This is a genomic window from Phytomonospora endophytica (assembly GCF_014202425.1).
Taxonomy (GTDB): Bacteria; Actinomycetota; Actinomycetes; order Mycobacteriales; family Micromonosporaceae; genus Phytomonospora; species Phytomonospora endophytica.
This window is the reverse complement of the sequence record NZ_JACHGT010000024.1, coordinates 71825-91825: the sequence shown is the minus strand read 5'-3', so window position 1 is coordinate 91825 and position 20001 is coordinate 71825. Positions and strand designations below refer to the sequence as shown.

Genomic DNA, 20001 nt, shown 5'->3' with positions numbered 1-20001 from the left:
GCCGCAAGCCTACGCCGAGGGCCGGTTCAGGCCGCCCGGAACGTGCGGCGATAGGCCGACGGGCTGGTCCGCATCGCGCGGGTGAAATGGTGCCGGAAGGTGACCGGGCTGTCGAAGCCGACGAGCGCGCCGACCCTGGTCACCGGGGCCTCGCCGGCCTCCAGGAAGGGCAGGCTCGCCGCGACGCGCTGCGCGATGACCCAGCGCATCGGCGAGGTCCCGGTGCGGCGGGTGAAATGGCGGATGAAGGTCCGCGGGGCCATGTGCGCACGCGCGGCGAGGTCGGTGACGGTGACGGCCTCGGTGAGGTTGGCCAGCGCCCAGCCCATGGCCGCCGAGACGCCGTCGGCGATGCCCTCGTCGACGACCGGCGCCTCGATGAACTGGGCCTGCCCGCCCTCGCGGTGGGGCGGCACGACGAGCCGCCGCGCGACGGTGTTGGCGACCGACGGGCCGTGGTCGCCGCGCACCAGGTGCAGGCACAGGTCGAGCCCTGCGGCACTCCCGGCGCTGGTCAGGACGTCACCGTGGTCGACGTAGAGGACCCCCGGGTCGACGCGCACGGCGGGGAAGCGCTCGGCGAGCAGGTCGGCGTACCGCCAGTGCGTGGTCGCCTCGCGCCCGTCGAGCAGCCCCGCGGCGGCGAGCGCGAAGGCGCCCGAGCAGATCGAGACGACGCGCGCGCCCCGGGCGTGCGCGGCCCGGACGGCGTCGACGACGGCAGCGGACGGCCCCGTGCGCGTGTCGGGCACCGCGGGGACGATCAGCGTGTCGGCGGCGGCGGCGATGTCGAGCCCGTGCGCGGCGACGACGTCGAAGCCGCCGACCATGCGCATCGGCTCGCCGGGCCGCTCGGCGCAGACGTCGAGGGAGTACCAGGGGCCCGCGATCTCCGGCCGAGGCAGTCCGAAGACCTCGACGACCGAACCGAACTCGAAGGGCGCCATCCCTTCGGAGACCAGGACGGCGACTCGGTGAGGGCGCGTGATCGACATGGCGTGATCTTAGCGGTGATGGGCGTTCACGCCACTTCCGGCGGAGCCGAGACGTGGGAATGATCGTGGGCATGACGCAGATGGCCAATGCCCCCGCCGTAGCCCACTTCGCGGCGAAACTCGCCTTCGAGACCGACGTGAGCGACGTCCACACCGCCGTCGAGAAGCGGCACGAGGTCACGATCGTCGACACCCGCTCGATCGCATCCTGGAACGCCGGCCACATCCCCGGCGCCGTGCACCTCCCGACGGGCAAGATCAGGCACCGCGCCGAAGGCCTGATCCCGAGAGACCGCCCGGTGGTCGTCTACTGCTGGGGCCCGGGCTGCAACGGAGCGGCGAAGGCGGCGCTCGCGTTCGCGGAGGGCGGATGGGACGTGCGGGAGATGATCGGGGGCTTCGAGTACTGGGTGCGCGAGGGCTTCGGGTTCGAAACGGCGGAGGGCCCGGACCGGCGGCCGGTGGACCCGCTGACGGCGCCGGCTCCGCGGGCATGACCCCCGATCACCTGACGCGAGGCCCGGCGTCCCCTGACGCCGGGCCTTCCCGCTCTTCCAACGTGCTCGTCACACCCCCGTGTGCTGCGTGATCCACTCACGATGCGACGGGATCGAGGTGTATCCGGCCTGGCCGTTGCCCGCCGGCTGCCAGCCGAGCGCGCACACGCCCGCCTGGACGTAGTCGCCGGTCGCCGGGCTCTGCACGAACACGGGCCCGCCGGAGTCGCCGCCGGCGACCGAACCGTCGGTCTGCGTGCACAGCAGGGGTGCCGCGTCGCTGTGGCAGCCGGTCGCGGACAGGTAACCGTCGGCGTACTTGAGGTTCTCGGGCAGCGGACCGGACCAGTCGGGGTTCTCCGATCCCCAGCCGTAGAGGGTGAGGCTCTGGTTGAGGGCGATGTCGCCGGAGCCGTCGGCCATGGCGACGTAGGTGTTCTCGAACGGTGTCGCGAGGTGCAGCAGCGCGATGTCGTGGGTCGGCCAGTCGAAGCCTTCGTGCCGGATGACCTGGTCGACGGCGACGACGGTGCCGCCCGAGGACCGCGTCAGCGACCCGATGCGCACGGAGTAGCCGGTGTCGTTGGGCACGCAGTGCGCGGCGGTGATGATCCAGCTCGCGCTGATCTGCGTGGAGGTGCAGGTGAATCCGCCGTTGCTGTGCAGGGCGGCGATCCAGGGTTTGGTGTCCTCGACGACTCCACCCCCGACGATGTCGGGGGTGATGACGCCGCCGTCGGGGGCCGTGGCGGATGCCGGGGTCGCCACGAGTGAGCCGAGTACGGCGAGGAGAACGGTCGAGAGAAGTAAGCCGAGACGCCGAAGAAGGGGTGTGACGGACATGTTTCTCCTAAGGGGGTAATGGTGGTTTGTCGCCCGCTGAGTTTTGCCGGGATCAGATCGGCTTGTCAAGAGTTGTCCCATCCCGCGATCTCTTGTGCCGCAAGGGATGGCGGCGGCGACCGGGGGCGGTCGCCGCCGCCATCGGGGCGTCACAGTCCGGTCGTCTGGGAGATCCAGGTCCAGTGCCGGAAGATCGGCGTGTAGGCCGCCCAGCCCGAGCCCGCGGGCTTGTGCCCGACGGCGCAGACCCCGGCGAGCAGGTAGGTCCCGGTGCGCGGGCTCAGCACGATCGCCGGTCCGCCGGAGTCGCCGCCGGCCACGGAGCCGTCGGTCTGCGTGCAGATCGCGGGCATCACGGAGCTGGCGCAGGACGTGCTGGACACGTTGCCGTTGGCGAACTTCAGCCGCTCGGGCAGCGGACCGCTCCAGTCGGCGTGTTCGGAACCCCAGCCGTAGATCGTGGCGGCCTGGTTCACCGCGAAGTCACCGGACACCTTGGCCATCGGCGCATAGGTGTTGGTGAAGGGCTGCGACAGGTGCAGCAGGGCGATGTCGTAGGCGGGCCAGTTGAAGTTGGGGTGCCGCACGACGCTGTCGACGTTGCGGACGGTGCCGCCCGAAGAGCGGTTGAGCGACCCGATCCGCACCGAGTAACCGGAGTTGCCGGGCACGCAGTGCGCGGCCGTCAGGATCCAGCTCGCACTGATCTGACTCGACGTGCAGGTGAACGAACCGTTGCTGTGCAGGGCCGCGATCCACGGGCGGCCGGTGGTGGCGTATCCGCCGCCGACGATGTCGGGCGTGATGACGCCCCCGCCGTCTCCGGGCGGCGCGGCGTGTACCGGGGTCGCCGCGAAGGCACCGAAGAGGACGAGGGCGAGCGCGCTGAGAAGTAACGCGAGGCGGCGTGGAGTGGGTCTGGACATGCTTGGCCTCCAAGGGATCCGCGAAAGTCCACCATGGACTGTCGAGTTCGCACGGGATCACACATCCCGTGGTTCACATGTCTCCCATGTCGGGCACCGGGCTGTCAAGACTCCTCAGTGATTCTTCAGTCGAGCACTTCCAGCGTGATGGACAGGGAGTGCTCGGCGGCGGTCTTCCCGGTCAGGTGGAGCCGGTGGACGGTGTCGGGGTTCTGGTGGTGGTCGACGGTGTCGATCCGGTCGGACGTGGCGGTGAAGTGCCCCGGTTCGTAGGTCAGCGTCACCCGGCCCCGTTTGCCGCGCCAGACGATGATCCCGTCGCCGAGGACGGGTTCGACGCGGCTGACGAAGCGCTCGACCAGCGGTACGCCCGTGGCGCTGAATCGGTCCCTGATGGACAGTTCGCCGGTCGACCACCAGTCGAAGACGCGTGTGAAGGAGCCTTCCATGTCGTAGGCGGCCGACAGGTCGAGTTCGAGGTGCACGCCCTCGCCGGTGTCGCGGTGCTCGACGACGACGGCCTCCCGCTCGCGGCCCGCCTGCTGGATCGCGCCGCCGATGACCGGGACGGAGTGACCTTCGGCCGACGGGTAGATCGAGTCGTAGCGCCGCGGCGAGAAGTAGGCCTTGTCGTAGAGGCCGGCGCCGAGGTCGGCGAGCAGCTGCTCGCCGCCGCAGTACAGCAGGAAGTGGCCGAGGTCGTTGTGGTTGTGCGGTTCGGCGTTGTGGCCCCCCTTGGCGGCGAAGCCGATCCGTACACCGTCCACCGTGGACCTGTCGACGACCCACGCCAGGTCGGGCAGGTAGTCGCGGCGGTCGGGACCGCGACGGCCGATGAGCTCCGGGTCCGTCCACAGTAGATCGCGGGAGAGGTGGCCCCAGCGGTGGCAGTGGTCGACCTCGAAGCCGGTGACGCCGGTCAGCTCCGGCACGACCGTGCCGAGCCTCTCGTGCAGCAGGGAGGCGAGGCCGGTCGGGACGTAGGCGTCCTCGCCGCCGTCGGAGAAGCTCACGCAGCGGCCGTCGCCGAAGTCCACGACCGACGGGAACGCCGCGACGGCACGGGTTTCGGGCAGCATGTCGAGCCCGGTGCGGGCACGCAGGGCTTCGGCGAAGTAGACGAAGTAGCCGTATCCGTAGACCCAGTAGGACAGGCCCTCGGGGCAGCCGCCGTCGGCTTCGAAGCCGGAGCGGAAGACCTCCATCGCGCGCTGGATCCGGTCCACGACACCGGTCAGGCGGCGGGGTTCGCCGTCGTCGAGCCACAGCGCGGCCATCCCGGCCGCACCGGCGCAGACCGCCGACCAGTTGTTGGTCATGGTCTCCCAGTGCTGCGGGCGGATGTCGTCGAGCCAGGGCGCCAGGACCCGGCGGCGGACCTCGCCCTCCACGCGGGCGACGGTCTCCGGGGCCAGTTCGGTCCGCAGGAGCCCGACGGTCTCGGCGAGGGTGTGCGCGGTCTCGGCGGCGAAGAGGTCGACGCCGAGGTCGGGGGTGCGGCCGAAGATGTCGGCGTGGTGCTTGTGCGCCGGCAGGCACCAGCTGTACTCGTCGCAGATCCGCCAGAGGACCTCGTCGAGGCGGGCGAGGTCTTCGGGCCGCCGGTCGACGAGGGCGGCGGCCGCGCACGCGACCAGCCGCGCGCGGCGGGCGAAGTAGCGGCGTTCGTAGGCCATCCGGTCGCCGTCGCGAACGTAGCGGCCGTACAGCTCGTGGGTCAGTTCGGGCAGCGGCTCCTCGCGGGCGGCCTCGGCCCGGACACCGGCGAGCAGTTCGGTGTGTTCGGGACGGTCGGCGGCGGCGCGGAAGGCAACCTCGTCGAGGATCGGGGTGGGTTCGGCGGCGTCGATGGCCGCGCGGATCTGCGTGAGGGTGTACACGGCGGGGGTCTCCGTCCACATTGCGGCGACAGCTCAGAATCGAACAGATCCGAGCATGTTCACAAGATCGACGGAAACTCTAGTTCATCCCCGGGTCTGCCGGGTAGAAGGCGACGGCCGCGAGCAGACCGACCTGGCGGCGCCAGACCATCGGCCACAGCTCCTCCGGCGTCGGGGAGAAGGCGTCGCCGGGGAGCACGTCGAAGACCAGCCACGCGCCCTCGTCGATCTCGTTCTCCAGCTGACCCGGCCCCCAGCCGGCGTAACCGGCGAAGATCCGCAGGCCGTCGATGGAGTCGGCGAGCGGCTCCGGGTCGGCGGCGAGGTCGAGCGTCCCGAGCCGCCCGGCGAAGGTGCGGAAACAGGCGGGTTGGCTGACGTCGGTCCGCAGACGCGCGACGGCGATCGCCGACTCCGGCTGCACCGGGCCGCCCTCGAAGACGACCGCCGGTTCGGGGATCAGTCCGTCCCAGCCTTCGAGAACATCGGTCACCGGCATCTCGGTGGCGCGGTTGAGGACGACGCCGAGGGCCCCGTCCGGCTCGTGCCCGAGGAGGAGCACGACGGTGCGGTCGAAGTTCGGGTCCTTGAGCACCGGACTCGCCACGAGCAGGCGCCCGGAGAGGGACGCGACGGTCCGGTAGTCGATCATTCCGGTCTCCTCAGACACCGTTTCCCTCCCTTCGCCCGGTACGCCGTACCTACCCCACGCACGTTAGCGGGTGAACCGGGCACTGCACAGTACCTCTACCGACACCGGACGGTGACGATCACACCGTAGCGGCCGGGATCCTGACTGTGAAGCGGCATCCGTGAGTCACGTTCGCGACGGAGACCTCCCCGTGGTGGGCGTCGACGAGCCCGCGGACGATCGCCAGACCGAGTCCGCCGCCGGGCGTCTCGCCGGGCGTGCGGGCACTCTGACCACGGAAGGCGACCTCGAACAGCCGCGGGAGGTCGTGCTCGGCTATGCCGCCGCAGGAGTCGGTGACGGCGAACCACCCGGCGTCGCCGTCGCCGCCGCCGGTGACGGTGATCGTGCCGTCGGCGGGGGTGTTGCTGATGGCGTTGCGCAGGAGGTTGGCGACGACCCGGGACAGCTCCTTCTCGCTGCCCCGTACGACGGGCCAGGCGCTGTCGACGGCGACGAGCCGCACGCGTTTCGCCTCGGCGACGGGCGCGACGGTCGCGACGACGTCGGAGACCACGTCGCGCAGCGAGAGCGACTCGATGGTCAGGCGCAGGGCACCGGCGTTGATGCGCGACAGTTCGAACAGGTCCTCGACGAGCGCGGCCATCCGGTCGCATTCCACCCGGATGCGCCGGTGGAAGTCGGCGACCGTGCCCTGGTCGATGACCACACCGTCTTCGAGGGCCTCGGCCATCGCGCGCATCCCGGCGAGGGGCGTGCGCAGGTCGTGGCTCACCCACGCGACCAGGTCGCGACGCCCGGCCTCCAGGGTCCGCTCGCGCTGCCGGGCCTCGGCGGCCCACATCGCCTCGGCGGTGAGGCGCCTGCCGAGCCACAGGCCCACCGACAGGCTGACGACGCCGGTCACGGCGATGACGACGAGCAGGACGGTCAGGTCGTGCTCGCTGATGAACATGGCCAGGGCCGTGCTGACCACGCCCGCCGCGACGGCCAGGACGGTGACGGCGAGGACCCCGCCGACGTGCGCGGTCACGCTGCGGCCGCGCAGGCGGCGCAGGACGAGCGCACCGGGGATCGCGACGGCGAGCGAACCGGCGAGGGCGATGAGGCCGACGAGGATCAGGTCACGCAACGGTGGCCTCCACGGGCTCGAAGCGGTAGCCGACACCCCAGACGGTGCGGATGCGGCGGGGGTCGGCGGGGTCGGCCTCCACCTTCTCGCGAAGGCGGCGGACGTGCACGGTCACCGTCGACTGGTCGCCGAAGTTCCAGCCCCAGACCTCTTCGAGGAGTTCGGCGCGGCGGAACGCGCGGCCGGGATGGCGCAGGAGATGGGTGAGCAGGTCGAACTCGCGGACCGTCAGGGCGAGCGGCTCACCCTCCAAAGTGGCCACTCGGGCGCCGGCGTCGACGACGAGGCCCCCGTCGGTGAGGACCTCGGCCGGCGCGCTCCGGGCCGCCGCGCCCGCCCGCCGCAGCACCGACTGGACGCGCAGCACCAGCTCACGCGGCGAAAAGGGCTTCGTGACGTAGTCGTCGGCGCCGACCCGCAGACCGAGGACCCGGTCGGCCTCCTCGCCGAGCGCCGTCAGCATCACCACCGGAACGTCCGAAGTGGACCGCAGGACACGGCAGACCTCGATGCCGTCGACACCTGGAAGCATCAGATCCAGCACCACCAGGTCCGGAGCGCCCTCCCGGAACGCCTGCAGCCCCGCGACACCATCGGCGGCCAGCGTCACCCTAAGACCCGCGTGCTCCAGGTAACGGCGGACCACGTCGCTCACGGTCGGATCATCGTCGACGACGAGGACATGTCGGGTATCGGCGGCCATGGCCCAACCGTAAGCGCGAAGCCGCGTTTTCGGCGTTCCACCCGCGCCGATGTCACCGAGCCGTAAGAGTGAAGCCACAGGCGCACCACGCGCCACGGCGGCCACGCCCGTACTGGGCAGGCGTGACGACATCAGGTGACCACGCGGTAGCTCTGGACATTGTCCCGCCTCATGGCCGATCATCTATAGAAGCCCGCTGACGGATGACCGACACCGGCTGGGTGGCATCGCCTCGGTGAGCCCGCCACGGTGTGGACCGCTTGCCGGTCGGTCAGTAGGCACCCCGAAGGAGGTGCGCCATGGCGGCGACACCCCAGTACGGCGTCGACTACCTCGACAACATTCAACAGCTGGAGCGATACGCGGCATCCGACACCCGCGAGTGGAGATTCTCGTCGGGCGAGGAGGTCTGGCGTTCCAGACTGCGGCAGAGCGTCTACGCTCTGCGCGACGCGTTCTACGCGCACGTCGCCACCACGGAGGGGCCCACCGGCCTCTACCGCGAACTCTGCGAGGCCGCGCCCCGGCTCGAACGCCGCGTCGGGAAACTCCGCCGCGACAGCGCGCGGCTCGCCTCCGCCATCAACCTGCTGCTCATCCGCAGCGAACACGCCCGCCCCGAATGGGTCCGCCGGTGGTCCGCCGAACTCGTCGCCGAGATGAGCCGCCACCGCGAGATGGGCACCGAACTGCTCTACCAGGCCTACGTGCAAGACCTCGGTGGAGAGACATAAGTCCAGGTGGAAGCGGCAAAGGGAAACCGGAATGCGAGCCAGGGGCCGAGGCGTTACGCTTAGCGGACAACTACACAGGGGGCTGACTGGTTTCGACTTTGTACGCCGATTCAGGGGAAGCGTGCCGAGGATCGCCGACAGTGTCTCGTTAATCAGTGTCGGAAACCAACAAGTGCCAACTCTAAGCGCACTTCCTTCGCTCTCGCTGCCTAAGCGACAGTGAAGGTGCCGGCCCGGGAGCCGCGTTCGTCCCGGTTTGCCGGCATCATTTAGAACGCTAGGGCGTCAGGACTGGCCACAGGGCCTGAACCCGAAAAGGACAGTGGCTGGAGCCCGTCACACCGACTTGCTCGCGTGATCGGTGGGGCTTGAGGAAAGACACAGCGAGCTGCGCACGGAGAAGCCCTGTCGAAGCGATGAAGGACCCGGGTTCAATTCCCGGCAGCTCCACCAGCGCGACCCCGTTAGGCCGGGGACGCGACAGCCCTTGTGAACAGACCGCCCCGCGAGGGGCGGTCTGTTTTTGTCGGCTCACCGGGCTGGTCGGCTCGCTGCGCTCGCGATGCGGCTCCTCGCCTCCGGGCCTTCGGCCCGCTTGCCGCTGCGGGATGGGGGCGGTATCGAAGCTTTCGCCGTTCGCCGCTCACCCGCCACCGCGCACCGCTCACTACCGGCCGCCCCCGTGCCGCCGCACGCCGCCCCGTATGCCGCGCGCAGACGGGGGTCACGGGTTCACGGCCGGTTCCGCCCGGTTTTCCACAACGGAGTAGTTGTCCACAACGACAGGACTCACGTTCACCGGCGACGCCCTACGGTGGAGGCCTCACCCCACCCCTCCCGCTATCCCCGCAACCCCGCCGCCCCCTCCGTCTCCAGCCACTGCGTGAAGCGGAGCATGCCCGGGTGGATCTCGCGGAGTGCGGGGATGTCGGCACGCCAGCCCGCGAAGCTCTCGCCCGTGGGGATACTGGAGGCGGCGCCCATGGCCGCCAGGGTCTCCGGCGTGTGCGGCGAGAGGTCGATGGGGCCCGCCGCCGTCGTGATCGCGGCGGCGAGGTCGTCGCGGGTGAGTTCGTCGCCGGCGAGTTCGTAGGCCTTGCCCGCGTGGCGGTCGGGGTCGGCGAAGGCCAGGGCGGCGAAGGCGCCGATGTCGTCGACGGCGATGAGCTGGACCCTCGCCGTCTCGGGGATGAGGCGGATGACGGCGCGGGGGCCCCGGACGCCGATGACGGGGTGCGCGTGGTTCTCCATGAACATCACCGGGCGCAGGACCGTCGTCGGGATCCCCAGTCCGGCGATGTGGGCCTCGATGCGCGTCTTGGTGTGCCAGGGGCCGTCACCGACGACGCGGTCGGCTCCGCCGACGGAGGTGTAGACCAGGTGCTCGACTCCGGCGGCCTCGGCGGCGTCGGCGACGTTGACGCCCATCGAGACCTCGTCGACGACCTCCTCGCCGAAGTTCGCCGGCTGGACACTGAAGACGCCGTGGGCGCCCGCGGTGGCGGCGTCGAGGGCGTCGCGGTCGGTCATGTCGCCGACGACGAGTTCGGCGCCCGCCGCGGCGAGTTCGGTGGCGCGCGCGGGGTCGCGGACGAGTGCGCGGACGTGCCAGCCGTTCTTGAGCAGGTGGCGGGCGGCGGCGTTGCCCTGCTGACCGGTGGCGCCGGTGACGAGGATGGTTCGCATGTCCTTCTCCTTGCTATTCTGCACGGAAGTGGAGCGGTGCTCCGAACTTAGCGGAGCACCGCTCCGGTTAGCAAGGTGAGTGAGGACACATGCCCGCGCGCGCTGACGCCCGACGCAACGCCCAGGTACTGCTCGACGCCGCCCGGGAGGCCTTCGCCGAGCACGGCACCGACGCGTCCCTGCGCGACGTCGCCCGCCGCGCCGGAGTCGGCATCGGCACCCTCTACCGCCACTTCCCCGCCCGCGAGGCACTCCTCGAAGCCCTCCTCCGCGACGACTTCGACCGCCTCACCGCCCACGCCGCCGAACTGGCCGGGACCCCGCCGCTCCCGGCCCTCATGGCCTGGCTGCGCGAACTCGCCGTCGGGCAGCGCACGATCCGCGGGCTCCCCGAGTCGGTCCTGGTGGCCCTGCGCGACGAGGAGTCGCAACTGCACGCCTCCTGCAAATCGATGCGGGACGCCGGCGGCCGCCTCCTCGCGAGCGCGCAGGAGGCGGGCGCGGTGCGCGCCGACCTGACCGCGAACGAGCTGCTCGCCCTCGTCGCGGGCCTGGTCTGGGCAAGCGAGTACGCGCCGGATTCGAGTGCGCGACTCGACCGGCTGCTGATGGTGGCGATGGAGGGCGTCGCGACCTCGGCCGACTAGAGTCGTGAGCCATGCCGAGACTCAGCGCCGGGATCCTGCTCCACCGCCGGGCGGGTGAGGACGTCGAGGTCCTCATCGCCCACATGGGCGGGCCCTTCTGGGCGAAGAAGGACGAGGGCGGCTGGTCGATCCCCAAGGGCGAGTACGACGAGGACGAGACGCCGATCGCGGCCGCCCGGCGCGAGTTCGCCGAAGAGCTGGGCGCACCGGCGCCCGACGGCGAGTACCTCGACCTCGGCAGGGCGCGCGTGACGAGCGGCAAGTACCTCACGGTCTTCGCCGTGGAGGCCGACTTCGACGCCGACGCGATCTCGCCGGGCACCTTCGACATGGAGTGGCCGCCGCGGTCGGGGCGGACGGAGTCCTTCCCCGAGGTGGACCGGGCGGCGTGGTTCGACCGCGCCACGGCCGCCGCGAAACTCGTGAAAGGCCAGGTCGTGTTCCTGGAGCGGCTGTGGGAGCGGCTCGCTCAGCCGCCGACGACCTCCCCGTAGACGCCGAGCACCCGCTCGGCGAAGCGCTCCGAGCTGTAGCCCTCGGTCGCGGCTCGCGCTCGCGCGCCCATGCGGTCGCGGGTCTCCGGCGACAGCACGAGCTCGGTCATGCGGCGGCCCAGGTCGGCGTCGTCGTCGGCGACGTAGCCGGTGACGCCGTGCTCCACGATGCCGTCGAGGGTCCGGTCCAGTACGACGGCGGGGACGCCCGCCGCGGCGGCCTCGGCGAGGACCAGGCCCTGCGTCTCGGTCAGCGAGGGCTGCGCCAGCAGCGTGCAGTGCGGCAGTACCTGGCGGACGACCGCGTTCGGCACGGCTCCGGTGAACAGGACCGAGTCGGCGACCCCGAGTTCGGCCGCGAGCGCCTCGAAGCCGCGGCGGAGGGGGCCGTCGCCGACGGTGAGGAGGATCGCGTCGGGGCAGTGCGGCAGGAGGTCGCGGGCCACGGCACGCAGCAGCGTCTCGAAGTTCTTCTCGCCCGACAGTCTCCCGACGAAGGCCACGACGGGCCGTCCGGCCAGTGTCGCGACGAGTGCGGCGGCGGCGGGTTCGGGCGCTCCTTCGACGGCGGTCTCGGCGGAGGGCACGACGTGCACGGCCTGGTCGCCGCGCCCGCAGGGCAGCGTCCCGGCGGCTTTGCGGGAGGGGGCGATGACGTGGTCGAAGTAGGCGAGGGCCTCGGCGAGGGTCCGCCGGTTCGCCTCGGTCTGCCCGCGGCCGCGCAGCGCGGCGCCGACGGAGCGCCGGGTGGAGCGCCAGGCCCGGGGCAGTTCACGCGGGAAACTCCACGCGATGTGCGACAGCGGGATCGCGAGGTTGATCGCGGGGTACACGCTGCAGTAGGCGAGCAGGTCGGTGTGCCAGGTGAGCACGCAGGCGGCACCGTTGCGCCGGGAGTACGTCGCCGCCGCGAGCCCGAGCGGCCCGAGGGTGTGGACGTGCACGAGGTCGGCGCCGAAGTCCTTCGCGACGGCCCCGACCGAGCGGGGCGTCGCCCAGCTCAGGTGGTAGTCGCCGACGGCGCGGATCGCCGGTGCCAGGTAGGTGCGGGTCCCGGGCGTCGGGTAGGTGCCTCGCGCGCGGGGTGCCAGGACCGCGACCTCGTGGCCGAGGGCGGTGAGTCCCTGCGCGAGACTCACCACGGAGGTGGTGACACCGTCCCGGTTGGGCGTGTAGTTGTCGGTGACCTGCAATACCCGCAGGGGCCGCGTGGGTGCGGTTAAAGCCCCGAAGTCCGCGGGCGCGGGAAGGGTGGGCGGCGGTGGGGACACGGCCGGTGCGCTCAGGTGCAGCATGAACCGCCCCGTTTCGAATAGGCGAAGCGTGGGACTTCACCGTATCCGTCCAGGTGAATAGGGGTGTGTCGATGAAGTTCAGTGACCGTGAACGCTGAGCTACAGCAGCCCTTCGACGACCCGCGCCACGCCGTCGTCGTCGTTGGCGGGCGCGCGACCGGTCACGGCGGCGAGGACGCTCGGGTGGGCGTTGGCGACGGCGTGCGGGCGCCCGGCCCAGGTCAGCATCTCCAGGTCGCTGGGCATGTCACCGAAGGCGGCGACCTCCTCGGCGGCGATGCCCCTGGCCTCGCAGTAGGCGCGCAGGGCGCTGGCCTTCGACACCCCGGGCGCGCCGAACTCCAGCATCGAGGCGCCGCCGGCGTGCACCCAGCTCGCGCCGAGCCCGGCGACGCGCTCGAACATGCCGTCGGTGTCGAGGGTGCGGCTGTGCATGTAGAGCCGCACGATGTGCTCGGTCTCCCACAGCTCGTCGAGGACCTCGACGATCCGGCGGGTGTGGAACAGCTTGGTGATGGCCCCGTACAGCGGGTCGGCGACCATCTTCAGGCCGGTCGTGACGGCGAAGCCCGCGTCGGGCATGACCGTGAGAGCCTCCTCGGCGGCCTCGCGGGCGTCGGCGGCCGCGATCGTCGACGACGACAGGACCCGCCGCTCGCCGATGTCGTAGAGGACCGATCCGTTGCTGACGATGGCGTTGCCGGTCAGGCCGCTGTCGACGGCGATCGCGTCGATGCCCAGCGGAGATCGCGCGGTGACGGCGAGGATCTCGATCCCGGCCCGGCGGGCCCGGTCGAGGACGTCGAGGGTGTAGGCGGAGACACTGCCGTCACTGCGCAGCAGCGTCCCGTCGAGGTCGGTGGCCACGAGACGGGGTTTGCGGGACACGCGGCAAGTATCCACGGCGGGCGAGCGCGCCGGCGACGACGATGACGGCGGCCACGGCGTAAGCGGCGGTCTCGGTGTGGGCGTACTGGCCGGGCACGTAGGTGACCGCCGACGCGGCGGCCGCGGCGAGCCATTCCCAGCGGCCGTCGAGGGCGGTGAGGCCGATGAGGAGGAGCGCGTACCAGGCGTAGCCGGGTGTCATGAGCAGGAAGGCGGCGCCGGTGAAGGCGAGCGCGCCTCGCCATGGTCGCGCCGGGTCGCCGTGCACCGCGATCGCGACGGCCATGGCGAGCAGGACGGCGAGGGTGACGCCGAGCAGCACGGCCGGGGTTTCCCACGGGCCGGGCAGGAGCAGGCGGATCAGGGCGTAGCGGCCGCCGCCGGAGTCCTCGTAGCCCTCCTCGTCGACGTAGCCGCCGAGGTACCCGAGGACCGAACCGCGCGACAGCAGCACGTAGGGGACGTAGGTCGCGGCGACGGTCGCCAGCGCGACGCCGACGGGCACGAGGGCCCGCCACCGCGGCCGGAAGCCGCGCAGGGCACCGGACAGCAGCCCGGGGATCGTGACGGCGGGCAGGAGTTTGGCGGCGATGCCCGCGCCGAGCAACGCTCCCCCGGCGAGCGTCCTGCGGGCGACGACGGCGAAGGCCGCGACGGTGAGCAGCGCGGCGAGGGCGTCGACGTGGGCGTTGTTCACCGCTTCGAGCGCGACGGCGGGGCACCACGCCCACAGCGCCGCCCATCGGCCGCGTCCCGCGCGGAGCAGGACCACCGTCGTGCCCATCGCGAGCAGCCATCCGCCGGCCTGCAGGGCGGTGATCCCGTCGACGCCCGGCGACAGGGCGTGCACGACCAGGAAGTAGCCCTCGGCGACCGGCGGGTAGATGGTGTGCACGGTCGGCCGGTTGACGCGGGTGCACACGTCACCGGCGTCCCACATGCCGGTGCAGTCCCCACCCGGCGGGAAGAGCAGGTCGTCGCGCAGGTGCGTCAGCGACGGGTCGGCGGGCGTGCGGTCGTACGGCGACAGGCCCGCGGCCTGCACGCGCCCGTCCCACACGTAGCGGTAGGCGTCGTCGCTGGTGCGCGGCTGCGCGAGCAGGCCCGCCGCGCCGACGAGCGCGCCCCCGGCCAGGACGAGCACGACCGCGTGCCGGGCGGGCACGCGCCCGAGCGCCCAGACCGCCACCGCGAACAACACCCACGCCACGACGTACCAGGCGAACATGGGCGCGATCTGCGTCGTGCCGCCGATCCCGGCCGCCGTCGCCGCCGCGACCCCGCAGACCAGCGCGCCGGCGAGCACCGTCCACAGCTTCACGGAGTCCACCGCCGGCGCATGAACAGCGGGACGGCCCGGGACTTCCCATTCCGGGGACGGATCCGCGCGATCGAGCGGGGACGCGGGCAACGCAGCGCCAGGAAGGCGCGGTCCCCTCCGGTCCACCACTCGCCGGGCGTCCAGCCGGTCCCTTCGGCGAGCCGCCGCAACGCGGGCGCGCCCACGCGGGCCCACGGGAAGTCGTGGCCGCGCTCGCCGCGCCCGTTGTCGACGCGCACGCTGAGCCGTTCGTCGACGTCGACCGGCGCGACCTCGGCGAGCAGGAGCCCGCCGGGCCGGACCAGGCGCGCGGTGCGGCGCAGGAGCGCGGCCGGGTCGCCGCCGATGCCGATGTTGCCGTCCATGAGCAGGACGGTCCCCCACGTGCCCTCGCCGGGCAGGGGGTCGAAGACCGAACGGCATTCGGCGCTGCCGCCGCCGTCGACGGTCCGGGCGACGGCGTCGGGGCTGAGGTCGATGCCCAGGGCGGGGGTGCCGCGCTCGTCGAGGGCGGCGACGAAGCGACCGGGGCCGCAACCGACGTCGAGGACCGGCCCGGAGCAGCGTCGCAGGACCGACAGGTCGGTGTCGTCGACGCGGGCGCACCAGCGTTCGACGTCGAGCGGGAGGAGCCAGCCGTCGGCCCTGCGCAGGAAGAGCGGGCCGTGGCCGGTGCGGAGGGCGGTGCCGTAGAGGTCGTCGCCCCAGGCGGTGACGGACGCCGTGACGGAGGTGAGGGTCACGCGATCACCGCTCCCAGGTCGATCGCGCGGGACGCGAAGCGCCCGCTCGGCGCGAGGGCCGCGACCGCGGCCACGTCGGCGGCCGTGTCGACGTCCCGCAGCGTCCCCAGGTCCCCGATGGAGAGTCCGGCGCCGGTGAGCCGGGCGCGTTGTTCGCGGCCGGTCGTGCCGGTCGACATGGGCACGCCCAGGAGCAGCGAAGGTTCGGGGCGGGCGAGGCCCAGCGCCCAGAAGCCGCCGTCGGCGGCGGGCCCGAAGTAGGCGTCGTGGCGTTCCCAGGCATCGTCGGCGAGCGCGGGCGCGAGGTCGGCGGCGGTGACCTGGGGTGTGTCCATGCCGATGAGCAGCGCGGGTCCGCCGGGGAGGCGGAAGGCGCCGGCGAGGCGTTCGTCGAGGCCGCCGCCGCATTGCGGGACGACGTCGAAGCCGCTCGGGAGCCACGTGCCGGGGGCGCCGTCGAGGTAGAGGATCCGGCGCGCGACGGGCAGCGCGGCGACGGTGGTGAGGGTGTCGGCGAGCGCGGCCTCGGCGAGCGACGCGGCCTCGGTCGGCGTGTACGGCGGGGTGAGCCTGGTCTTGACGCGTCCGGGGACGGGCGCCTTGGCGATGACGATGAGGGTCGTCACCGCAGGACCGCCCGCATGTCGCGCACGGCGTGCCAGGTGCCCTTCCAGGTGCCGGTCACCTTCGACCTACCGGCGCGGGGCAGGTAGGGGACGTCGACCTCGCCGATGCGCCAGCCCGCGTCGGCGGCCTTGACGACCATTTCGAGGGGGTAGCCGGAGCGGCGGTCGGTGAGGCCGAGGTCGAGGAGGGCGGTGCGGCGGGCCGCGCGCATGGGGCCGAGGTCGTGGAGGGGGACGCCGGTGCGTTTGCGGATCATGCGGGACAGCACGACGTTGCCGACGCGGGCGTGGGCGGGCCACGCGCCAGGGCCGGTGGGGCGGCGGCGGCCGAGGACGAGGTCGGCGGTGCCCTCCTCGACGGGGTCGACGACGCGGGACAGGAGACCGGGGTCGAGGGAGGCGTCGCAGTCGCAGAAGCACACGATGGGCGCGGTCGCCGCCGACAGGCCCGCGTGGCAGGCGGCGCCGAAACCGCGGCGGGTCTCGGTGACGACGGTGGCGCCCAGCCCGGCGGCGATCCCGGCCGAGCCGTCGGTGGACCCGTTGTCGACCACGATCGCGCGGTAGCCGTCGGGGACGCGGGCCAGGACCCACGGGAGGGCCTCGGCCTCGTCGAGGCAGGGCAGGACGATGTCGACCCGGCTCATACCGCGGCCCCTTCCCGCGGGTCCGCCGTGGCGAACTCGTCGATGCCCTCGGCGAAGCCGACCCGGGGCGCCCAGCCGAGTTCCGCGCCGATCCGTTCGATCGAGGCGGTCACGTGCCGCACGTCGCCGAGCCGGTATTCGCCCGTCACGACCGGCGCCGGGCCGGCGCAGGCCCGCGCCAGTTCGGTGGCGAGCTCGCCGACGGTCCGCGGGCCGCCGCTGGCGACGTTGTAGGCGGCGAAGCCGCCGGGCGGGACGGGCGCGCCGGTCACGGCGGCGAGGTTGGCGGCGGCGACATCGCGGACGTGCACGAAGTCGCGCCGCTGCCGTCCGTCCTCGAACACGCGCGGGGGTTCGCCTTTGGCGAGGGAGGAGCGGAAGAAGGACGCGACGCCCGCGTAGGGGGTGTCGCGAGGCATGCCGGGCCCGTAGACGTTGTGGTAGCGCAGCGACACGGCGGTGCCGCCGGTCATGCGCGCCCACGCCGACGACAGGTGCTCCTGGGCGACCTTCGTGGCCGCGTAGACGTTGCGCGGGTCGACCGGGGCGTCCTCGCCGACGAGGCCGGGAGCGAGGGACCGCCCGCAGTCGGGGCACGGCGGTTCGAAACGGCCCGCGTCGAGGTCGGCCTTCGCGCGCGGGGCCGGGCGCACCGGCCCGTGCTCGGCGCAGCGGTAGGCGCCTTCGCCGTAGACGACCATGGATCCGGCGAGCACGAGGCGTTCGACGCCCGCCGCGGCCATGCCCGCCAGCAGCACGGCGGTGCCGAACTCGTTGCAGGAGACGTAGTCGGGCGCGTCGGTGAAGTCCTTGCCGAGGCCGACCATCGCGGCCTGGTGGCAAACGGCGTCCACACCCTCCAGCGCGTTGTCGACGGTCGCGCGGTCGCGGACATCGCCGTGCAGCCAGGCCACGCCACCGGGCGGTTCGGGTCGGGCGCCACGGTTGTGGCCGCTCGGTCGCCCCGCTCCTCCTTCGCCGGCCGAAGCCCGTTCCCACCGCCCGCCGTCGCCCAACTCCGGCCGCGAGGCGTGCGCCGTCGGGAGCAGCGCGTCGAGCACGACGACCTCGTGCCCGCCGTCCCGCAACGCGCCCACGATGTGTGAACCGATGAACCCGGCACCGCCGGTGACCAGTACCCGCATGCCCCGCACGCTAGTTGCGGCTCAACGGCCGCCACCCCCGAATCGGCGGGCCGTCAGGGATTCGTAAGGAATCGGGCACGTCCCGGTCCGTAGTCTGGGCGGCGTGAACCAGTCGACCACACCCCGCGCGCCCATCGGCGTCATCGGCGGCTCCGGCCTGTACTCGCTGCTCGACACGCCCGCCGAGAAGAGCCGGGAAACGCCCTACGGCGACCCCAGCGACCGGCTCACCACCGGCGTCTACGGCGACCGCGAGGTCGTGTTCCTGCCCCGGCACGGACGCGGCCACGAGCACCCGCCGCACAAGGTCCCCTACCGGGCCAACCTCTTCGCCCTCCAGGCCCAGGGCGTCCGCCGGGTCATCGGCGTCGGCGCCGTCGGGAGCCTGCGCGCCGACCTGCCGCCCGGCAGCCTCGTCGTCCCCGACCAGCTCGTCGACCGCACCACCGGCCGCGAGCAGACCTACTTCGACGGCCCCGGGGTGGCCCATGCCTCCTTCGCCGACCCCTACTGCCCCACCGGCCGCCGCAGCGCCGTCGAGGCCGCCGCCGCGGCCGGCTGGCCGGCCGTCGACGGCGGCACGCAGGTCGTCATCCAGGGCCCGCGCTTCTCGACCCGCGCCGAATCGGTCTGGTACTCCGCCCAGGGCTGGTCGATCGTCGGCATGACCGCGCACCCCGAGGTCGTCCTGGCCCGCGAGCTGGGCCTCTGCTACATCCCGCTGTGCCTGGTCACCGACTACGACGCCGGTGTCGAGGCGGGCGCGGGCGTGACGCAGGAGGAGGTCTTCGCGGCCTTCGCGCGCAACGTCGACCGGCTCCGGGCGGTCCTGGCGGCCCTGCTCGGCTCGCTGCCCGACGATCCCGGCTGCGACTGCGCCGCCCTGCGCCCGCGGCCGGCCTGAGCTCAGGTCTCCGGCAGGACGCGGGAGATGGCGTCGGCGGGCAGACCGCCGGCGCCGAGCCGGTCGAGGGCCTCGGCGATCTTCTTCTCCTCGTAGAGGAAGTGCGTCTCCAGCAGGGCCGCGAGGGTGTCGAGCTCGCGCTCGATCCCTTCGGCCCCATCGGTTCCGGTCTCGCCGTCCAGGCGCTCCACGAGCTCCCGCACCGAGGTGAGGGTCGCGGCGACCATGACGTGGTCGGCGCGCAGCTCGTCGAGAACCGGTGCCAGCTCGGGGAACTCGGCGGCGACGGCGCCGAAGACCTCGCCGTCCTCCTCGGAGTGGTGCCGGGTCAGGACAGAGCAGAAGGTCAGGCAGTGGAGGCCCAGCTCACGGGGGCGTTCACCGCCGTCGAGATATGAGCCGATGCCCTCGCGCAGCGCGGCGAGCTCCTCGCGGAGCCAGATGTGCACGGCGACGAGCTGGCCGCCGAAAGCGGACAGGCGTCCATTGTGGTCGGTGTGGGACACGTGGGATTCCTTGCGTACCGCGCCTCCGCGCCCTCGGCGGACAATATGCCGGGTGCACTGCGACGCTGCCGAAGAGTGGATCATGCGACGGCGCCGCCGTCAAGTCCTCAGCAGCGGTGGCCGTTGATCCGGCAGGAGCGCACGTCGTTCGAGCTGTCGTCGGACCCGTGGCCGCTGAAGTAGAACTCGATGTCCCCGCCACCCGGGACGACGGCGTTTCCGTCCGGCTTGAACGTCACCTTCTGCCCGTCGACCGAGTAGGTCGCGCCTTCGGCGTCGATGACCGTCATGCCGTCGGAAAGGACGATGACGACGGTCCAACCGTCGACGTCCTCGTCGTTGGGGTTGGCCACGACGACCGTGCTGTCGACCTCACCGAGCCAGTCCGGATCGCCCGTCGACACGTCCGCCCGCAACGGCTCCGGATCCGGCTCCTCCGGAGGCGGCGGCGGAGGCGTCGGCGACTTCGAGGACGGCGACGGGGAAGGCGAGGCGGGCGACAGCGAACCCTCGGCGTCGGACTCGCGCGGATCCGGCGTCGGCCCGATGTAGTCGGGCACGACGGGAAAGTCGTCGTTGCCCTCCGGCCGGGGTGCTCCGGCACTGCTCTGACTGATCAGCCAGACGGCGAGGAACACCACGGTGAGCACGGTGAAGACCGTGATGATGGACGGCCAGCTTCCGAAGGTCCACCTACGGCGGGCACCGCTCATAGACTCCACACTTCCCTGATGCGC

General features: G+C 72.4%; 22 protein-coding genes and 1 other RNA gene. 6 read left to right on the top strand and 17 right to left on the bottom strand.

Annotated features, from left to right (window positions below; translation table 11 throughout):
* Window positions 1-26 precede the first annotated feature (26 nt).
* Window positions 27-995, bottom strand: a complete 969-nt coding sequence (locus tag HNR73_RS37165; protein WP_184792766.1) for a helix-turn-helix domain-containing protein — start codon at window positions 993-995, stop codon at window positions 27-29.
* 59 nt (window positions 996-1054) lie between these two features.
* Between HNR73_RS37165 and HNR73_RS37160 the strand changes: the two genes are divergently transcribed.
* Window positions 1055-1492: a rhodanese-like domain-containing protein gene (locus HNR73_RS37160; protein ID WP_239122046.1), complete on the top strand. Its 438-nt coding sequence runs from the start codon at window positions 1055-1057 to the stop codon at window positions 1490-1492.
* 69 nt (window positions 1493-1561) lie between these two features.
* Here the strand turns inward: HNR73_RS37160 and HNR73_RS37155 are convergent, their stop codons facing one another.
* The 6 genes from HNR73_RS37155 to HNR73_RS37130 all read right to left on the bottom strand — a co-directional run bounded on the left by HNR73_RS37155 (window position 1562) and on the right by HNR73_RS37130 (window position 7628).
* Window positions 1562-2335 carry a S1 family peptidase gene (locus tag HNR73_RS37155; protein WP_184792765.1) on the bottom strand — a complete coding sequence of 258 codons (774 nt, stop codon included), beginning with the start codon at window positions 2333-2335 and terminating at the stop codon, window positions 1562-1564.
* A gap of 149 nt (window positions 2336-2484) precedes the next feature.
* Window positions 2485-3261 carry a S1 family peptidase gene (locus HNR73_RS37150; protein ID WP_184792764.1) on the bottom strand — a complete coding sequence of 259 codons (777 nt, stop codon included), beginning with the start codon at window positions 3259-3261 and terminating at the stop codon, window positions 2485-2487.
* Between the two features lie 125 nt (window positions 3262-3386).
* Window positions 3387-5141, bottom strand: a complete 1755-nt coding sequence (locus HNR73_RS41095) for a heparinase II/III family protein (protein WP_184792763.1) — start codon at window positions 5139-5141, stop codon at window positions 3387-3389.
* A gap of 79 nt (window positions 5142-5220) precedes the next feature.
* A complete protein-coding gene (locus HNR73_RS37140; protein ID WP_373316593.1) occupies window positions 5221-5811 on the bottom strand; it encodes a YqgE/AlgH family protein in 591 nt (196 codons plus the stop codon).
* A 100-nt stretch (window positions 5812-5911) separates the two neighbouring features.
* Window positions 5912-6925: a sensor histidine kinase gene (locus HNR73_RS37135; RefSeq protein WP_184792762.1), complete on the bottom strand. Its 1014-nt coding sequence runs from the start codon at window positions 6923-6925 to the stop codon at window positions 5912-5914.
* Entirely contained in the window at window positions 6918-7628 is a 711-nt protein-coding gene (locus tag HNR73_RS37130) for a response regulator (RefSeq protein ID WP_184792761.1), read from the bottom strand. The genes HNR73_RS37135 and HNR73_RS37130 overlap by 8 nt, the downstream gene beginning before the upstream one ends.
* A 299-nt stretch (window positions 7629-7927) precedes the next feature.
* Here HNR73_RS37130 and HNR73_RS37125 point away from each other — a divergent pair, with 299 nt between their 5' ends.
* Both HNR73_RS37125 and ssrA read left to right on the top strand, forming a co-directional pair.
* Window positions 7928-8362: a hypothetical protein gene (locus tag HNR73_RS37125; protein ID WP_184792760.1), complete on the top strand. Its 435-nt coding sequence runs from the start codon at window positions 7928-7930 to the stop codon at window positions 8360-8362.
* 78 nt (window positions 8363-8440) lie between these two features.
* Window positions 8441-8815, top strand: a transfer-messenger RNA (tmRNA) gene (gene ssrA, locus HNR73_RS37120).
* 387 nt (window positions 8816-9202) lie between these two features.
* Here ssrA and HNR73_RS37115 read toward each other — a convergent pair.
* Window positions 9203-10048 carry an NmrA/HSCARG family protein gene (locus HNR73_RS37115; protein WP_184792759.1) on the bottom strand — a complete coding sequence of 282 codons (846 nt, stop codon included), beginning with the start codon at window positions 10046-10048 and terminating at the stop codon, window positions 9203-9205.
* An 89-nt stretch (window positions 10049-10137) separates the two neighbouring features.
* On the opposite strand from HNR73_RS37115, the gene HNR73_RS37110 reads away from it, so the two are divergent.
* On the top strand, window positions 10138-10695 hold the full coding sequence (locus tag HNR73_RS37110) for a TetR/AcrR family transcriptional regulator (RefSeq protein ID WP_184792758.1): 558 nt from the start codon (window positions 10138-10140) through the stop codon (window positions 10693-10695).
* Window positions 10696-10706: 11 nt separating this feature from the next.
* Window positions 10707-11189 carry an NUDIX hydrolase gene (locus HNR73_RS37105; RefSeq protein WP_184792757.1) on the top strand — a complete coding sequence of 161 codons (483 nt, stop codon included), beginning with the start codon at window positions 10707-10709 and terminating at the stop codon, window positions 11187-11189.
* Here the strand turns inward: HNR73_RS37105 and HNR73_RS37100 are convergent.
* The 7 genes from HNR73_RS37100 to HNR73_RS37075 form a co-directional block, all read right to left on the bottom strand.
* Window positions 11165-12484 carry a glycosyltransferase gene (locus tag HNR73_RS37100; protein WP_184792756.1) on the bottom strand — a complete coding sequence of 440 codons (1320 nt, stop codon included), beginning with the start codon at window positions 12482-12484 and terminating at the stop codon, window positions 11165-11167. The two genes, HNR73_RS37105 and HNR73_RS37100, sit on opposite strands and share 25 nt — an antisense overlap.
* 99 nt (window positions 12485-12583) lie before the next feature.
* Window positions 12584-13372, bottom strand: a complete 789-nt coding sequence (locus HNR73_RS37095) for an HAD family hydrolase (RefSeq protein ID WP_184792755.1) — start codon at window positions 13370-13372, stop codon at window positions 12584-12586.
* Window positions 13314-14702 (bottom strand): glycosyltransferase 87 family protein, encoded by a 1389-nt coding sequence (locus HNR73_RS37090; protein WP_203685997.1) that lies wholly within the window; start codon window positions 14700-14702, stop codon window positions 13314-13316. Before HNR73_RS37090 ends, HNR73_RS37095 begins: the two co-directional genes overlap by 59 nt.
* The gene (locus tag HNR73_RS39300) at window positions 14690-15436 is read right to left on the bottom strand and encodes a methyltransferase domain-containing protein (protein WP_203685999.1); all 747 of its coding nucleotides are present in this window, start codon (window positions 15434-15436) and stop codon (window positions 14690-14692) included. Before HNR73_RS39300 ends, HNR73_RS37090 begins: the two co-directional genes overlap by 13 nt.
* A complete protein-coding gene (locus tag HNR73_RS39295; protein WP_203686002.1) occupies window positions 15433-16062 on the bottom strand; it encodes a TIGR04282 family arsenosugar biosynthesis glycosyltransferase in 630 nt (209 codons plus the stop codon). The genes HNR73_RS39300 and HNR73_RS39295 overlap by 4 nt, the downstream gene beginning before the upstream one ends.
* Window positions 16059-16709, bottom strand: coding sequence for a glycosyltransferase family 2 protein (locus HNR73_RS37080; RefSeq protein WP_184792753.1), 651 nt, complete (start codon window positions 16707-16709; stop codon window positions 16059-16061). The genes HNR73_RS39295 and HNR73_RS37080 overlap by 4 nt, the downstream gene beginning before the upstream one ends.
* Window positions 16706-17854, bottom strand: a complete 1149-nt coding sequence (locus tag HNR73_RS37075) for an NAD-dependent epimerase/dehydratase family protein (RefSeq protein ID WP_184792752.1) — start codon at window positions 17852-17854, stop codon at window positions 16706-16708. The genes HNR73_RS37080 and HNR73_RS37075 overlap by 4 nt, the downstream gene beginning before the upstream one ends.
* A gap of 103 nt (window positions 17855-17957) precedes the next feature.
* Between HNR73_RS37075 and HNR73_RS37070 the strand changes: the two genes are divergently transcribed.
* A complete protein-coding gene (locus HNR73_RS37070) occupies window positions 17958-18758 on the top strand; it encodes an S-methyl-5'-thioadenosine phosphorylase (protein WP_203686004.1) in 801 nt (266 codons plus the stop codon).
* Window positions 18759-18760: 2 nt separating this feature from the next.
* Here HNR73_RS37070 and HNR73_RS37065 read toward each other — a convergent pair whose 3' ends face one another.
* Window positions 18761-19264 (bottom strand): hemerythrin domain-containing protein, encoded by a 504-nt coding sequence (locus HNR73_RS37065; protein ID WP_203686006.1) that lies wholly within the window; start codon window positions 19262-19264, stop codon window positions 18761-18763.
* Between the two features lie 107 nt (window positions 19265-19371).
* Window positions 19372-19977 carry a cellulose binding domain-containing protein gene (locus tag HNR73_RS37060; RefSeq protein ID WP_184792750.1) on the bottom strand — a complete coding sequence of 202 codons (606 nt, stop codon included), beginning with the start codon at window positions 19975-19977 and terminating at the stop codon, window positions 19372-19374.
* Window positions 19978-20001 lie beyond the last annotated feature (24 nt).

Bases quoted from the DNA above. Each gene is read 5' to 3' on its own strand.
- HNR73_RS37165 (WP_184792766.1), bottom strand. From the start codon at position 995: ATGTCGATCACGCGCCCTCACCGAGTCGCCGTCCTGGTCTCCGAAGGG.
- HNR73_RS37160 (WP_239122046.1), top strand. From the start codon at position 1,055: ATGATCGTGGGCATGACGCAGATGGCCAATGCCCCCGCCGTAGCCCAC.
- HNR73_RS37155 (WP_184792765.1), bottom strand. From the start codon at position 2,335: ATGTCCGTCACACCCCTTCTTCGGCGTCTCGGCTTACTTCTCTCGACC.
- HNR73_RS37150 (WP_184792764.1), bottom strand. From the start codon at position 3,261: ATGTCCAGACCCACTCCACGCCGCCTCGCGTTACTTCTCAGCGCGCTC.
- HNR73_RS37130 (WP_184792761.1), bottom strand. From the start codon at position 7,628: ATGGCCGCCGATACCCGACATGTCCTCGTCGTCGACGATGATCCGACC.
- HNR73_RS37125 (WP_184792760.1), top strand. From the start codon at position 7,928: ATGGCGGCGACACCCCAGTACGGCGTCGACTACCTCGACAACATTCAA.
- HNR73_RS37115 (WP_184792759.1), bottom strand. From the start codon at position 10,048: ATGCGAACCATCCTCGTCACCGGCGCCACCGGTCAGCAGGGCAACGCC.
- HNR73_RS37110 (WP_184792758.1), top strand. From the start codon at position 10,138: ATGCCCGCGCGCGCTGACGCCCGACGCAACGCCCAGGTACTGCTCGAC.
- HNR73_RS37105 (WP_184792757.1), top strand. From the start codon at position 10,707: ATGCCGAGACTCAGCGCCGGGATCCTGCTCCACCGCCGGGCGGGTGAG.
- HNR73_RS37100 (WP_184792756.1), bottom strand. From the start codon at position 12,484: ATGCTGCACCTGAGCGCACCGGCCGTGTCCCCACCGCCGCCCACCCTT.
- HNR73_RS37080 (WP_184792753.1), bottom strand. From the start codon at position 16,709: ATGAGCCGGGTCGACATCGTCCTGCCCTGCCTCGACGAGGCCGAGGCC.
- HNR73_RS37075 (WP_184792752.1), bottom strand. From the start codon at position 17,854: ATGCGGGTACTGGTCACCGGCGGTGCCGGGTTCATCGGTTCACACATC.
- HNR73_RS37060 (WP_184792750.1), bottom strand. From the start codon at position 19,977: ATGAGCGGTGCCCGCCGTAGGTGGACCTTCGGAAGCTGGCCGTCCATC.